Genomic DNA, 13456 nt, shown 5'->3' with positions numbered 1-13456 from the left:
GAGAATGATTACAATTTTACTGTTCGCAAATTTACGAGAAGAAGTCGGCTCAGAGAGATTAGAAATAATAGAAAAACGAGAGATGAATGTTCATCAATTGAAAAAATGGCTGAAAGATCACTATCAATTACAGACGCTAGATAAAGTTATGGCAGCAATCAATGAAGAATTTGTAACGGACGAAGATGTTGTAAAACCTGGAGATACCGTCGCGTTTATCCCGCCTGTAAGTGGAGGTTAATTTTTTCTATTCGAGCATTAAATCTTTCATACGTTAAGGAGGATCATTATGAGTGAATTTTCGCACTGGAATGAAGAGGGCAGAGCCAAAATGGTTGATATCTCTCAAAAAGATATTTCAACACGTACAGCTGTTGCGCAAAGTACAATTTCTTTATCAAATGAACTATTTCAAGCAATTCAAAGTGGTGGATTGAAAAAAGGTGATCCGCTTCAAGTGGCACAAGTGGCTGGCATAATTGGTGCTAAAAAAACATCGGATATAATCCCTATGTGTCACCCGATATTAATCCAAGGAACAGACTTTACGTTCCGTTATGAAAAGAAAACCGATGGGTATGAGTTGATCATACGAGCGACAGTAAAATGTAGTGGGAAAACAGGTGTAGAAATGGAAGCATTAACTGCCGTATCGATTGCCGCCCTTACTTTTTACGATATGTGCAAAGCTATTGATAAAACGATGGTTATAAAAGAAACATATTTAGTACAAAAAACGGGTGGGAAAAGCGGAGACTTTTTTCACGAGGTAAAATAATTACAATGGAAGGAATGTGAATGATGATTACTCACGAACAGATTATGAACGCTTTAAGCCATGTAGAAGATCCAGAGTTACACAAAAGTATTGTGGAATTAAACATGGTAAGGAATATACAAATTGATGGTGCAGAAGTTGGGCTAGAAGTAGTTTTAACAATTCAAGGTTGTCCGTTGAAAGCAAAAATTCAACAAGATATTGAAGAATCTCTTCGAAATATTGAGGCATCAAAAGTTTCCGTAACATTCGGTTCAATGACATCAGAAGAACGAGCAACATTAACAGCGTCTTTAAAGAAAGAGGCTAGAACAGAAACAGGCATGCCTAGTATGCTGCGACCCGATTCAGGGGTGCGTTTTATTACTATAACAAGCGGAAAAGGAGGCGTCGGAAAATCAACTGTGACGATTAATCTTGCTACTGCGTTAGCACGTATGGGGAAAAAGATTGGGATTTTAGATGCAGATATATACGGGTTCAGCATCCCGGCTATGATGGAAACGAATGAAAAGCCAACAATGATCGATCAAACCGCAATCCCGGTCGTAAGTCACGGTGTTAAAATTATGTCGATGGGATTCTTCACAGAAGGTAATAACCCCGTTATGTGGCGCGGCCCAATGTTAAACAAATGGATTCAAAACTTCCTTGCGAACACGCACTGGGGAGAGTTAGACTATCTCCTTCTAGATTTACCACCTGGAACAGGAGATGTTGCAATTGATGTCGCTGCGATGATTCCACAAGCGAAGGAAATTATCGTTACAACGCCTCATAACGTAGCGTCATTTGTTGCATCTAGAGTAGGAGTAATGGCAAAACATACGAAACACGATATTTTAGGTATCGTTGAAAATATGGCATATTACGAAGAACAAGATGGCTCAAGAAACTACCTCTTCGGAAAAGGTGGCGGCGAAATGTTAGCAGAACAACTGCAAACAGAAGTAATCGCCCAAATACCGTTTGCGAAGCGTGAAGAGAATAATGGCTCGTGTGTATATGATGAAGATTCACTCGTTGGGGAAATGTTTAATTCTTTAGCAGAGGATATTATTTATAAAGGATAGGTTAATATAAAAGTGGGATACATAGCACGTATGTATCCCACTTTTTATTTTTTATGGAGTTATTTCAATAGTTTTAAAGGTTATATTTAAGATTGTAGTAACTTCGAAACCATTTGTGGAATTTGATTTGCTTGTGAAACCATACTAAGCGCAACTTCAGTTAACAATTTAAACTTTAAAAAATCACTCATCTCTTGCGCCATATCCGCGTCTTCAATTCGAGAAGCAGCATCGGTTAACGCTGTACTTTGACTATTTAAATTCTCCATATTAAATTGCAAACGATTTATCATCGCACCGAGATCAGCACGATGAAGTGATACATTTTGTAAAGCTTCTTCAATTTTACGAATCGCCACTCTTGCTTCTTGTTCAGTTGAAATCTTGATGTCATGTTGTTTAGGGGAAGGGGGAATATGTTTCGTGATATCTACTGTATGACCGATATCGTCTAACGTAATAGGACGGCTTTGTCCATCGAATACAGATAAATCATTAAACTCAGTTGTCTCGCCAATATAGCCAATTTGCTCTGTTAAAGATTGAAACTCTTTATTCAGTGAATCACGGTTTTTATTTGAATTTGTACCGTTCGCAGATTGAACAGCTAAATCACGCATACGCTGCAAAATATTCGTCACAGTTTGAAGAGCAGCTTCCGCTGTGCGAAGCATCGATATCGCATCTTCATTATTACGAATCGCAACGCGCATACCACTCGCTCTCGCATGCATACGAATCACAATCGCAACGTTAGCTGGATTATCAGATGCATCATTTAACTTCTTACCAGTCGCTAAACGCTCCATCGCAACATTCATACGTTTCTCATTCTCATACAACGACTGCCTAGCATTCATACTCAAAACATTCGTACCAATACGCATAATAGACACTCCTTATAGATTGATATAGTTAGTGTTCTAAAGTTAATAAACGGTTATGAAAAGAAAAAGGGGCTTATGCTCACTTTATCTTTTTGTTTTCATACACGGAACGAGGATAAAATAGGCCCTGACCGCTACTAAATATGGCTAGAGCTTCTCTTTAAGCTAAAAAAAATCTTTTAATCTATCTATATAGAAAAAATAAACCTCTCCGCAAGCAGAGAGGTTTATTCAGGAAACTAAATCAAATGGCTTATTGTAATAATTTAGAAACCATTTGTGGCGTTTGGTTTGCTTGAGAAAGCATGCTGATACCAGCTTCGTTCAAGATTTTGAACTTAGTCATTTCAGACATTTCTTTCGCCATGTCAGCGTCTTCGATTTGAGAAGCAGCTGAAGCCATAGCAGAAGATTGGCTCTTAAGGTTGTTTACATTAAAGTCAAGACGGTTTAATGTAGCACCTAGAGTTGCTCGGTTAGAAGCAACCATTGTTAACGCATCATCAATTTGTTTAACAGCAGTTAGTGCGTCTGCACTAGTTGCTGCGCCTGCTGCAGGTAAAGTGGCAGCAGCAGCAAATTTAGTGTCAATAAGTGTAGCAGCAGCATCTTTACCTGCAGTATCTGCCGTAGCATAAGCTGCAAATGCATTTTCAACTTCTGTAACCTGAGTTTTGTCTGTGATAAATCCTTTGACCTTATCGAATGCTTCTTTAGCATCTTGAACGTCTTTATCCCTAACTGTAGCATTTGCATTTGGAGTTTTAACTCGTAACATTGCTGCTGTAACAATATCTAAATCTTTTTGTTCTAGTTTATCAGAACCAATGTTTACGTCATTAAGACCTAGTTTATTAAGGGTAACAGCATTTAAGTTAATATCAATTTGTTTGCTGGCTTTATCAGAATCAAGTGTTTGAATTTTAATAACGTTATCGCCTTTTAGTAAATCTTTATCATTAAATTGTGTGTTTTCTGCGATATAAGTGATTTGCTCTTTTAATTGAGAAAACTCTTTGTTTAAAGCAATTTTATTCGCATCTGTGTTTGTTTCATTTGCAGATTGGTTAGCAATATCACGCATACGAAGTAAGATGTTAGATACTGAATTCATTGCTGAATCTGCAGTACGGATTAGTGCCATACCGTCCTGTGTGTTGTTAGCAGCTACACTTAGCCCGCTTTCACGAGCACGCATACGAGTTGCGATTGCAAGACCTGCTGCATCGTCAGAAGCGTTGTTGATACGTTTACCGCTTGATAAACGGTCCATAGCGTTGCTCATTTTTGCTTGGTTTTGGCGCATGTACTCTTGAGTACGCATGCTATTAATGTTTGTATTAATTCTCATGTTAAGAACCCCCATTTTTTTATATTGACTTTTCTGCAAATTGAAAAACGGTAATATGCGAAAAAATCGATTTCGAGATTTATTGTAATCCTTGCTACAACGGGTGTCAACTAAAAATTCGAATTAATGAATATAAAAAAATAACAGTTTAACAATCTATTCATTTTTTTATTAAAATATTATTAAAAGGATTATTGCAAACTTTTTAAAAAAACTCTAATATTAGATTATCTTTGTTTACCGAAAAGGTGATATTATGGTAGTTGGAAATATAGTAAAAGAAGTTCTTGCATATAAAAAAGGACAAATTCAGCAAAAGTTAAGTAGTCCGCAGGCGTTCGTTAGTAGTCGTTTTCAAGATCAATTGCAGAGTGAACCTGCGAAGGAGTCGAAAGTTGCTAAAGAGCCGGCAAAAGTAGAGGATATGAGTCAGCCGGTACAATCTACGAAAATAGAAACGGTTGTTAATAAACCGGAAGAATCTATTAATAGAGTAGAGGAAGCGAGTAAGCCTGAGGAGACGGAGAAAGCTGAAACGAAGAAAGTAGATGAAGTGCAAGTCGCACAAAAAGAGTTTGAACGACGTTTCCCAGAAACGAAAAATGAGGCTGCTGATACGTGGGAATTAACGAAGAAGTATAATATTCAAAAAATACGTTCTTCCAATGAAGGTAAGTATGAGGATATTATTGATCGCGCTAGTCGTACATATGGAATTCCGAAAACGTTAATTCAAAAAATGATTGAAGTGGAGTCTAATTTTAATCCGAAGACGGTGTCACATGCAGGGGCGATGGGGCTTATGCAACTTATGCCAGCGAATGTGAAAGAGATGGGTATAAAAAATCCATTTTCACCAGCTGAAAGTATTGAAGGCGGCGTGAAAGAGTTAAGTGGTTATTTAAAGAAAAATAACGGTGACTTAGTATTGGCGCTTGCTTCTTATAATGCTGGTCCTGGTAATGTGAGAAAGTACGGAGGCGTACCGCCATTTAAAGAAACGCAAGGATATATTAAAAAAATATTAAATATCGACGTTTCAAAATAAGAAATTTCATATATAGAGAGAACATGAAATTTTCGTGAACATGATATGGGAGTTGGCTAGATTTGAAATTACAAGATGATATTCCGTTAACAATTTATTTTGAAATCGGAAATACGAAAAAGAAAATTGAAGATCTGCTTCATATTACGAAAGGTACATTGTATCGTCTTGAAAATTCAACGAAAAATACGGTGCGTCTTATGCTTGAAAATGAAGAGATTGGAACCGGAAAGATTTTGACGAAGAATGGGAAAATGTACGTTGAAATCGTTGAATTGAAAAGGTAGGGAAGGGGATTGTCATGAGTGGCGAAAAATTAAGCCAAGAGCAAATTGATGCCCTGCTGAAGGCGGTAAATGAAGGCGAGGAAATGCCAGCTTTCGCACAAGAAGCAGGGAAGCAAGATAAATTTCAAGAGTATGATTTTAATAGACCAGAGAAGTTTGGTGTTGAACATTTACGTAGTTTGCAGGCGATTGCGTCTACATTTGGAAAGCAGACGTCACAGACGTTGTCAGCTCGTATGCGTATTCCAATTGAACTAGAGCCTTCAACGGTTGAGCAAGTTCCATTTACGAGTGAGTATGTGGAGAAAATGCCGAAAGATTATTATTTATATTGCGTGATAGATCTCGGTTTACCAGAGCTTGGAGAAATTGTTATTGAGATTGATTTAGCGTTCGTTATATATATTCATGAATGCTGGCTTGGCGGAGATAGTAAGCGTAACTTTACGATGCGTAGACCGCTAACGGCGTTTGAATTTTTAACGCTTGATAATATATTCTTGCTTCTTTGTAAAAATTTAGAGCAATCATTTGAAAGCGTTGTTGCGATTGAACCGAAGTTTGTAACGACGGAGACAGATCCGAATGCGCTGAAGATTACAACGCCAAGCGATATTATTTCATTACTGAATGTAAATATGAAAACAGAGTTTTGGAATACGACAGTTCGTATCGGTATTCCGTTCTTATCTGTTGAAGAAATTATGGATAAGTTAACGTCTGAAAATATTGTCGAACATTCTTCGGATAAGCGTAAAAAGTATACGTCTGAAGTAGAAGTGAAAGTAAATCAAGTGTACAAACCTGTTCACGTTGCGATTGGTGAGCAAAAGATGACGATTGGTGAGATTGAGAAAATTGAAGAAGGCGATATTATTCCGCTTCATACAAAGGTTTCAGACCAACTACGTGGTTATGTAGATGGAAAGCATAAATTTAATTGTTTTATCGGGAAAGATGGAACGCGTAAGGCGCTCCTATTTAAAAGTTTTATAGAGTAGGAGGATCCATATGAAGCATGAAGTATCTCCTGTGTCATTAATGGGATTAGAAGAATTTGCAGGGAAGCGAAATGAAGCAGGTAAAGCGCATATTGATACCGTTTCGGATATTTCGATTGAACTTGGTGTAAAGCTTGGGAAGTCATCGATTCAGCTTGGCGATGTGAAACAATTAAAAGTTGGCGATGTTCTTGAAGTAGAGAAAAATTTAGGTCATAAAGTAGATGTATATTTAAGTGATATGAAGGTCGGTATTGGTGAAGCTATAGTAATGGACGAGAAGTTTGGCATTATTATTTCTGAAATTGAAGCTGACAAGAAACACGCGGCGCTTATGAAGGCGCAAAATCAAATGCAGGATAAAGAGTAGAGGAGGAGTCATATGTCGTATATGACGACCTTATTTCAAGTCGTTTTACTGTTTGGTGCGCTCGGCTATGGTGCATATTATATGACGAAAAAGACGCGCAAACAGCAGTTTTTTAAGCAAGGTGAAAACGGCCATATTCAAGTGAAAGACGGTGTTTATTTAAATCATCAAACGAGCGCCTTTTTATTTGAAGTGGACGGGAAGCAAGTGTTTACTGTTATAAGTAATAATGGTGTACAATCTGTGCAATTAACAGGAACAGGAAATCAGTTTCAACAAGCGCTAGAAGACGCGGTGAAGAGTGAAACGAAAAAAGTAGAGGATCCATCATGAGAATAAAGAAACAGTTATCGTTATTTGCCGTTATTTTCGCATTTTCTATTATTTTTTCATTTGTTTTTGTAAATCCAGCGTATGCAGCCCCGAACGGCTTTATTAATTTCGAAAATGGAAAAGAGTTTACGAGTAATTCAAGTGTACAACTATTCGCGCTCGTTACCCTTCTATCATTATCTTCTTCTATCGTTCTTTTATTTACGCATTTTACTTATTTTATGATTGTTCTTGGGATTACTCGTCAAGGGCTTGGGGTTATGAATTTACCACCGAACCAAGTGCTTGTTGGACTCGCATTATTTTTATCGCTGTTTACAATGCAGCCAGTGCTTGGTCAATTAAAGAGTGATGTGTGGGACCCGATGACGAAAGAAAAAATAACAGTAAGTCAAGCTGCGGAAACGACAGCTCCGATTATGAAAGATTATATGTCGAAGCATACGTATAAGCATGATTTGAAAATGATGCTAAAAGTGCGTGGAGAAGAGTTGCCGAAAGATTTAAAGGATCTTTCATTGTTTACGCTTGTGCCATCCTTTACGTTAACGCAAATTCAAAAAGGGTTACTTACAGGGATGTTCATTTATTTAGCGTTTGTCTTTATTGATTTAATTATTAGTACACTTTTAATGTACCTTGGGATGATGATGGTACCGCCGATGATTTTAAGTTTACCATTTAAAATACTCGTTTTCGTATATTTAGGTGGATATACAAAAATCGTCGATATTATGTTTAAGACGGTCGCCTGAAGCGTTTGATGCTATGTGATAGGAGTCATATAAATGAATACGTCACCAATTATAGATATTTTCCAAACCTTTTTTTATAAAGGGGTTATGATTTTAATGCCGATTGCCGTTGTAAGTATGATTGTCGTTATTATTATCGCGGTTATTATGGCGATGATGCAAATTCAAGAGCAAACGCTGACGTTTTTACCGAAAATGGCGAGTATTGTACTCGTTATTATCATTTTAGGTCCGTGGATGTTTCAAGAGTTAACGATGCTTATTTTAGATTTATTTGATAAAATCCCATCGCTATTGCGTTCGTACTAAGATAGGTGAACTGAAATGAATATGGAATTATGGGCGGCGACGTTTTTTGCGTTTTGTCGCATTACTTCATTTTTATATTTTCTACCGTTTTTCTCAGGTCGATCAATTCCGGCGATGGCAAAGGTTACATTTGGACTCGCTCTTTCGATTACAGTGGCAGATCAAGTGGATGTCTCTCATATAAAGACAGTTTGGGATGTAGCAGCTTATGCAGGAACGCAAATTGTAATTGGGTTATCACTTTCAAAAATTGTAGAGATGCTGTGGAACATTCCGAAAATGGCAGGGCATATTTTAGACTTTGATATCGGTTTATCACAGGCGAGTTTATTTGATGTAAATGCAGGGTCACAGTCCACTTTGCTATCAACAATTTTTGATATATTTTTTCTTATTATTTTTATTTCACTGGGCGGCATTAACTATTTCGTTGCCACGATTTTAAAGTCGTTTCAATATACAGAGGCGATTTCAAAATTGTTGACGACTAGTTTTTTAGATAGTCTACTTGCAACGTTATTATTTGCAATTACATCAGCGGTTGAAATTGCTTTGCCACTTATGGGCAGTCTATTCATTATTAATTTCGTCCTTATTTTAATCGCAAAAAATGCACCGCAATTAAACGTTTTTATGAATGCGTACGTAATTAAAATAACGTGTGGTATTTTGTTTATTGCGATGAGTGTACCGATGCTCGGTTATGTGTTTAAAAATATGACAGACGTATTACTGGAAGAGTATACGAAACTATTTAACTTTTTCTTAACGAAGTAGGGGGACACGCATGGCAAAGGATAATAAAACAGAAAAGGCCACCCCGCAGAAGCGTAAAAAATCGCGTGAAGAAGGGAATATCGCCCGGAGTAAAGATTTAAATAATTTGTTTTCCATTCTTGTATTAGCAGTTGTCGTTTACTTTTTCGGAGATTGGCTCGGCTATGAGATTGCACATTCCGTAGCGGTACTGTTTGATCAAATTGGAAAAAATACAGATTCGACAGAGTATTTTTATTTAATGGGCATATTACTTCTGAAAGTATCGGCTCCTATATTAATACTTGTATATGCTTTTCATTTGTTCAATTATATGATTCAAGTTGGTTTCTTATTTTCTTCTAAAGTACTTAAGCCGAAAGCATCACGTATTAATCCGAAAAACTATTTTACGAGATTGTTTAGTCGTAAAAGTTTAGTAGATATTTTGAAATCACTGTTTTATATGGGATTAATCGGTTACGTTTCGTACGTTCTCTTTAAAAAGAATTTAGAGAAGATTGTTAGTATGATTGGATTTAACTGGACAGCGTCACTTACTGAGATTATTAGCCAAATTAAATTTATCTTTTTAGCCATTTTAATTATTTTAATCGTTCTTTCTATTATTGATTTCATTTATCAAAAATGGGAGTACGAACAAGATATTAAGATGAAAAAAGAAGAAGTGAAAAGGGAGCATAAAGATAATGAAGGGGACCCACAAGTAAAGGGGAAACGAAAAAACTTTATGCATGCCATCTTGCAAGGGACAATTGCGAAGAAGATGGATGGTGCAACGTTTATTGTGAACAACCCGACGCACATTTCAGTTGTGCTTCGTTACAATAAACAAGTTGATGCAGCGCCTATTGTCGTTGCAAAAGGGGAAGATGAGCTCGCACTATATATACGAACGCTTGCCCGTGAACAAGAAATACCAATGGTGGAAAACCGTCCGCTTGCTCGTTCTTTATATTATCAAGTCGAGGAAGACGAGACGATTCCAGAAGATTTATACGTAGCTGTAATTGAAGTTATGCGCTATTTAATTCAAACGAACGAACTTGAAGTATAATAGCGCGTTTGGAGGGGATCTCTTTGTTTAAGATGGATTCTGCAAGAACCTATTTTTCTATCTTTTTAGCAGCGTCATTCGTTGTGGCGCTCTTAATTCCACTTCCACCATTTATACTTGATATCGTTATCGTTTTTCTACTAAGTATGTCAGTGCTTATTTATATGCGAGCTACAAGTATTAACGAGTGGGATGAATTAAAGTCATTTCCAACGATGTTGTTATTAATCGGGATTTTCCGCGTATCGATTAACGTTTCGACGACGCGAGCGATTTTAACAGACGGAAATGCGGGTCATGTTATTGAAGAGTTCGGTCAGTTCGTAATTGGCGGGAACTTATTAATTGGTATCGTTATTTTTATAGTTTTAATCATATTCCAGTTTATCGTTGCAAACGGTGCGTCTCGTACAGCTGAAGTAGCAGCTCGCTTTACACTTGATTCTTTACCAGGGAAACAAATGTCTATCGATGCTGACTTGAATCAGCGTCTTATTACAGAAAAAGATGCACAGGCGAAACGAAAAAAATTAAATATGGAAACAGAGTTTTACGGAGCGATGGATGGTGCCGGAAAGTTCATTAAAGGGGACGTTATTTTCGGGATTGTCATTTTATTTGTAAACATTATTTTCGGTTTAATTGTTGGTATGATGCAGCAAGGAATGAGCTTTGCAGATGCGGCTATTCACTATACACAGTTAACTGTCGGTGACGGAATTGTAAACCAAATCGGTTCGTTAATGCTTGCGATTTCAACAGGTATTATCGTAACGCGTGTATTTGACGGTTCAGCTGATACAGTAACTGAAGGAATCTTTAAAGAGTTATTAGCGCATGAAGTTGTTGTATATGCACTCGGTGGTTTATTTATCGCAATGGGTGTTTTTACACCGCTACCATTTTTACCATTTGCTCTCGTTGGAGGCACGATTATTTTCTTAGGAGTTCGTAATAAAAAGCGAATAAAGAAAGAAAAAGAAGACGAGCTTCAAAAAGAATTAGAAATGATTCAAGGTGATGAAGAGCAACTGCAACAAGTGGAAGATTCATTCGGAGTCTTTACAGATAAATATCCAATTATTGTAGAGCTCGGTTTAGATTTAGCGGCACTTGTAAAGCAGAAGATAAACGGGGAAACAGCTCGTGATAAAGTTGTTCTTATGAGGAAGTCGATTATTACTGATCTTGGTATTAACGTTCCTGGAATTAACTTTAAAGATAATACGAGTTTTAGACCGCGCGGACGTTACATTATTCGTATTAAAGGTGCGAAAGCTGCTGAAGGTGTTTTAAAATCAGGTTATTTACTAGCACTGAAAACGCCGAACGTAATGGCTGATTTAGATGCAGAACCAGCGAAAGATCCAATTTTTGGTGAAGATGGATATTGGATTTTGGAGCATATGGTACAAGATGCACAAATGAAGGGCTATCAAGTGTTAGAGCCGCTTAGCATTTTAATTACGCATTTAGATGTTGTCGTTAGACGTAACCTTCATGAGTTAATTCAGCGTCAACATGTGAAAGACTTGATTCACTCGCTTGAAAATGATAATGGCGTTTTATTAGAAGAAATTAAGAAGAAAGAAATCGATTTATCACTCGTTCAAAATGTTATTAAGCAGCTTCTGAAAGAAGGAATTTCAATCCGTGATTTACCGACAATTATTGAAGGTATTATTGACGGGAAAGAAATTTATCAAAACCATGTTGATGGTGTAACGGCGTTTGTTCGTGAATGTATTTCAAAAGTTATTTGTGAGAGTGCGAAAAATCCTGACGGGAAAATTTATGCAGCGCTTTTCGCTGATTCGCTTGAGTTGGATGCGGATGTTGTTAATAATTCATACCAAGGTTATTTATTAAACTGGGATTTAGATTTAGAAACGAGAGTAGTAGAGCAAGTACAGCGCGTTTTCAAACAAGCGCGTTTAATGGGAAGAGAGCCAGTATTATTAACACGCAGAAAAGATTTCAGATTTGCGATTGTGAGACTTCTTGAACGTTATCAAATAGAAGCTAAAGTATTATGTATTAGTGAATTGGCACCAGAAATTGTTGTAGATCAAATTGCTTATATTGAATAGTAGGAGGTGAAGTAATGGAAAGTACAGAAAAAAAAGAAGCGTTAATGCGAATAAAAGCAGCTTCGAAAAATGAATTGTATCGAAAATTATTTGACCAATATGGTACAGATTATTACTACGTTGTCGATGAAAGTGTAAAACGAAATATCCCGTTTTTTTGGAAAAAGAATTATGAAATGTTAGTCGCTTTTCCTGAAGGTAAACAGGATGAAAATAGCGAAGGAACAACTCAATTTCATGAACAATTAATGGATGTTGTAGGTGAACCTTCAGAAGAAATCGTGAAGGTGAATGGAATTCAATCTGTCTTGCACAATTTAGAAAACGTAACGACTTCTATGTCATACGCAGCGATGCAAACAGGGAATAGTGAAGAATGGGCAAGAAAAAAAGAGAAACTATTACAACTGTTTGAAAAAGGTATTGTCGTTGTGAAACGTACGGAGGAGACGAAAGTAGCCAAAAAACAGCCTGTTGTGAAACAAGCTATTCCTGTAAAGAAAGAAGAAGTAGTTATAAAAAAAGAAAAACAGGAATCTGTACCATTTATTATTCAAAAAGTAATTCGGATGTTAGAACAAAACGATGTGGAACAATATTTCATCCATGCATATGCTGAAAAATTAAAAGTGAAGTTTGAGAATGCAACGATGATTACAGAAGAAGAAGTCATCGGATACATATTGGAAGATATGAGATCTCATTTCAATACTGAAAACGTATTTGAAAAAGAGGTACAAACAATTGCATTAATCGGTCCAACTGGCGTTGGAAAAACGACGACACTTGCGAAAATGGCGTGGCAGTTTCACGGTAAGAAAAAAACGGTTGGTTTTATTACAACAGACCACTCTCGCATCGGAACGGTACAGCAACTGCAAGATTACGTGAAAACAATTGGATCAGAAGTTATCGCTGTGCGTGATGAACCCGCAATGGCAAGGGCACTTACTTATTTTAAAGAAGAAGCTCGCGTCGATTATATTTTAATAGATACGGCTGGAAAGAATTATCGTACGTCAGATACGGTTGAAGAAATGATTGAGACGATGGGGCAAGTAGAGCCAGATTATATTTGTTTAACGTTATCTGCTTCTATGAAAAGTAAAGATATGATTGAAATCATTACGAATTTTAAAGATATTCATATTGATGGAATCGTATTTACGAAATTTGATGAAACAGCGAGTAGTGGTGAATTGTTGAAAATTCCAGCAGTTTCATCGGCTCCAATTGTATTAATGACAGACGGACAAGACGTGAAGCAACATATACATATCGCTACAGCTGAACATTTAGCAAAACAAATGTTACAAACATCGTAAGAAAAGAGGTGAAGA

Annotated in this window: 16 protein-coding genes; 14 read left to right on the top strand and 2 right to left on the bottom strand. The window is 36.9% G+C overall.

What is annotated here, in order from left to right; all coding sequences use genetic code 11:
• Window positions 1-4: 4 nt before the first annotated feature.
• Genes moaD through JFT89_RS05705 form a run of 3 tightly spaced genes read left to right on the top strand, consistent with a single transcriptional unit; the run spans window position 5 to window position 1851 of the window.
• A complete protein-coding gene (gene moaD / locus JFT89_RS05715; protein ID WP_201039635.1) occupies window positions 5-241 on the top strand; it encodes a molybdopterin converting factor subunit 1 in 237 nt (78 codons plus the stop codon).
• Between the two features lie 48 nt (window positions 242-289).
• Window positions 290-778 carry a cyclic pyranopterin monophosphate synthase MoaC gene (gene moaC, locus JFT89_RS05710; protein ID WP_201039634.1) on the top strand — a complete coding sequence of 163 codons (489 nt, stop codon included), beginning with the start codon at window positions 290-292 and terminating at the stop codon, window positions 776-778.
• Window positions 779-798: 20 nt separating this feature from the next.
• A complete protein-coding gene (locus JFT89_RS05705) occupies window positions 799-1851 on the top strand; it encodes a P-loop NTPase (protein ID WP_201039632.1) in 1053 nt (350 codons plus the stop codon).
• An 86-nt stretch (window positions 1852-1937) separates the two neighbouring features.
• On the opposite strand, the gene JFT89_RS05700 is transcribed toward JFT89_RS05705, so the two are convergent.
• Both JFT89_RS05700 and JFT89_RS05695 read right to left on the bottom strand, forming a co-directional pair.
• Window positions 1938-2738: a flagellin N-terminal helical domain-containing protein gene (locus tag JFT89_RS05700; RefSeq protein ID WP_201039630.1), complete on the bottom strand. Its 801-nt coding sequence runs from the start codon at window positions 2736-2738 to the stop codon at window positions 1938-1940.
• 253 nt (window positions 2739-2991) lie between these two features.
• Entirely contained in the window at window positions 2992-4089 is a 1098-nt protein-coding gene (locus tag JFT89_RS05695; protein WP_033706619.1) for a flagellin N-terminal helical domain-containing protein, read from the bottom strand.
• A 256-nt stretch (window positions 4090-4345) separates the two neighbouring features.
• On the opposite strand from JFT89_RS05695, the gene JFT89_RS05690 reads away from it, so the two are divergent.
• The 11 genes from JFT89_RS05690 (at window position 4346) to flhF (ending at window position 13441) form a co-directional block, all read left to right on the top strand.
• Window positions 4346-5137, top strand: a complete 792-nt coding sequence (locus JFT89_RS05690; RefSeq protein ID WP_002064657.1) for a lytic transglycosylase domain-containing protein — start codon at window positions 4346-4348, stop codon at window positions 5135-5137.
• A gap of 62 nt (window positions 5138-5199) precedes the next feature.
• Window positions 5200-5424, top strand: coding sequence for a flagellar motor switch protein FliN (locus tag JFT89_RS05685; protein WP_000775712.1), 225 nt, complete (start codon window positions 5200-5202; stop codon window positions 5422-5424).
• Window positions 5425-5438: 14 nt separating this feature from the next.
• Window positions 5439-6425 carry a flagellar motor switch protein FliM gene (gene fliM, locus JFT89_RS05680; protein ID WP_002086450.1) on the top strand — a complete coding sequence of 329 codons (987 nt, stop codon included), beginning with the start codon at window positions 5439-5441 and terminating at the stop codon, window positions 6423-6425.
• Window positions 6426-6435: 10 nt separating this feature from the next.
• Window positions 6436-6795 (top strand): flagellar motor switch protein FliN, encoded by a 360-nt coding sequence (fliN, locus tag JFT89_RS05675; RefSeq protein ID WP_002064660.1) that lies wholly within the window; start codon window positions 6436-6438, stop codon window positions 6793-6795.
• Between the two features lie 12 nt (window positions 6796-6807).
• Entirely contained in the window at window positions 6808-7128 is a 321-nt protein-coding gene (locus JFT89_RS05670; protein ID WP_000121176.1) for a hypothetical protein, read from the top strand.
• The gene (locus tag JFT89_RS05665) at window positions 7125-7883 is read left to right on the top strand and encodes a flagellar type III secretion system pore protein FliP (protein ID WP_002126633.1); all 759 of its coding nucleotides are present in this window, start codon (window positions 7125-7127) and stop codon (window positions 7881-7883) included. The genes JFT89_RS05670 and JFT89_RS05665 overlap by 4 nt, the downstream gene beginning before the upstream one ends.
• Window positions 7884-7916: 33 nt before the next feature.
• Window positions 7917-8192, top strand: a complete 276-nt coding sequence (locus JFT89_RS05660) for a flagellar biosynthetic protein FliQ (protein WP_002011993.1) — start codon at window positions 7917-7919, stop codon at window positions 8190-8192.
• A gap of 15 nt (window positions 8193-8207) precedes the next feature.
• Complete coding sequence (locus tag JFT89_RS05655; RefSeq protein ID WP_001055697.1) at window positions 8208-8969, top strand: flagellar biosynthetic protein FliR; 762 nt, start codon at window positions 8208-8210, stop codon at window positions 8967-8969.
• A 10-nt stretch (window positions 8970-8979) separates the two neighbouring features.
• Window positions 8980-10026 carry a flagellar type III secretion system protein FlhB gene (flhB, locus tag JFT89_RS05650; protein ID WP_088292866.1) on the top strand — a complete coding sequence of 349 codons (1047 nt, stop codon included), beginning with the start codon at window positions 8980-8982 and terminating at the stop codon, window positions 10024-10026.
• A gap of 23 nt (window positions 10027-10049) precedes the next feature.
• Entirely contained in the window at window positions 10050-12116 is a 2067-nt protein-coding gene (gene flhA / locus JFT89_RS05645; protein ID WP_016094377.1) for a flagellar biosynthesis protein FlhA, read from the top strand.
• A gap of 14 nt (window positions 12117-12130) precedes the next feature.
• Window positions 12131-13441, top strand: a complete 1311-nt coding sequence (gene flhF, locus JFT89_RS05640; RefSeq protein ID WP_002064666.1) for a flagellar biosynthesis GTPase FlhF — start codon at window positions 12131-12133, stop codon at window positions 13439-13441.
• Window positions 13442-13456: the final 15 nt, after the last annotated feature.

Origin of the sequence: Bacillus sp. TH25, from assembly GCF_016650935.1 — a bacterium.
In the GTDB taxonomy this organism is placed as follows: domain Bacteria; phylum Bacillota; class Bacilli; order Bacillales; family Bacillaceae_G; genus Bacillus_A; species Bacillus_A mycoides.
The sequence above is the reverse complement of the archived record's forward strand: the minus strand, read 5'-3'. Positions and strand labels throughout refer to the sequence as shown.

Excerpts from the sequence above, each read along its gene's own strand:
- JFT89_RS05700 (WP_201039630.1), bottom strand. The coding sequence starts at position 2,738 with ATGCGTATTGGTACGAATGTTTTGAGTATGAATGCTAGGCAGTCGTTG.
- moaC (WP_201039634.1), top strand. The coding sequence starts at position 290 with ATGAGTGAATTTTCGCACTGGAATGAAGAGGGCAGAGCCAAAATGGTT.
- flhF (WP_002064666.1), top strand. The coding sequence starts at position 12,131 with ATGGAAAGTACAGAAAAAAAAGAAGCGTTAATGCGAATAAAAGCAGCT.
- JFT89_RS05705 (WP_201039632.1), top strand. The coding sequence starts at position 799 with ATGATGATTACTCACGAACAGATTATGAACGCTTTAAGCCATGTAGAA.
- JFT89_RS05695 (WP_033706619.1), bottom strand. The coding sequence starts at position 4,089 with ATGAGAATTAATACAAACATTAATAGCATGCGTACTCAAGAGTACATG.
- flhB (WP_088292866.1), top strand. The coding sequence starts at position 8,980 with ATGGCAAAGGATAATAAAACAGAAAAGGCCACCCCGCAGAAGCGTAAA.
- JFT89_RS05690 (WP_002064657.1), top strand. The coding sequence starts at position 4,346 with ATGGTAGTTGGAAATATAGTAAAAGAAGTTCTTGCATATAAAAAAGGA.
- JFT89_RS05670 (WP_000121176.1), top strand. The coding sequence starts at position 6,808 with ATGTCGTATATGACGACCTTATTTCAAGTCGTTTTACTGTTTGGTGCG.
- fliN (WP_002064660.1), top strand. The coding sequence starts at position 6,436 with ATGAAGCATGAAGTATCTCCTGTGTCATTAATGGGATTAGAAGAATTT.
- moaD (WP_201039635.1), top strand. The coding sequence starts at position 5 with ATGATTACAATTTTACTGTTCGCAAATTTACGAGAAGAAGTCGGCTCA.
- JFT89_RS05655 (WP_001055697.1), top strand. The coding sequence starts at position 8,208 with ATGAATATGGAATTATGGGCGGCGACGTTTTTTGCGTTTTGTCGCATT.
- JFT89_RS05665 (WP_002126633.1), top strand. The coding sequence starts at position 7,125 with ATGAGAATAAAGAAACAGTTATCGTTATTTGCCGTTATTTTCGCATTT.
- JFT89_RS05660 (WP_002011993.1), top strand. The coding sequence starts at position 7,917 with ATGAATACGTCACCAATTATAGATATTTTCCAAACCTTTTTTTATAAA.
- fliM (WP_002086450.1), top strand. The coding sequence starts at position 5,439 with ATGAGTGGCGAAAAATTAAGCCAAGAGCAAATTGATGCCCTGCTGAAG.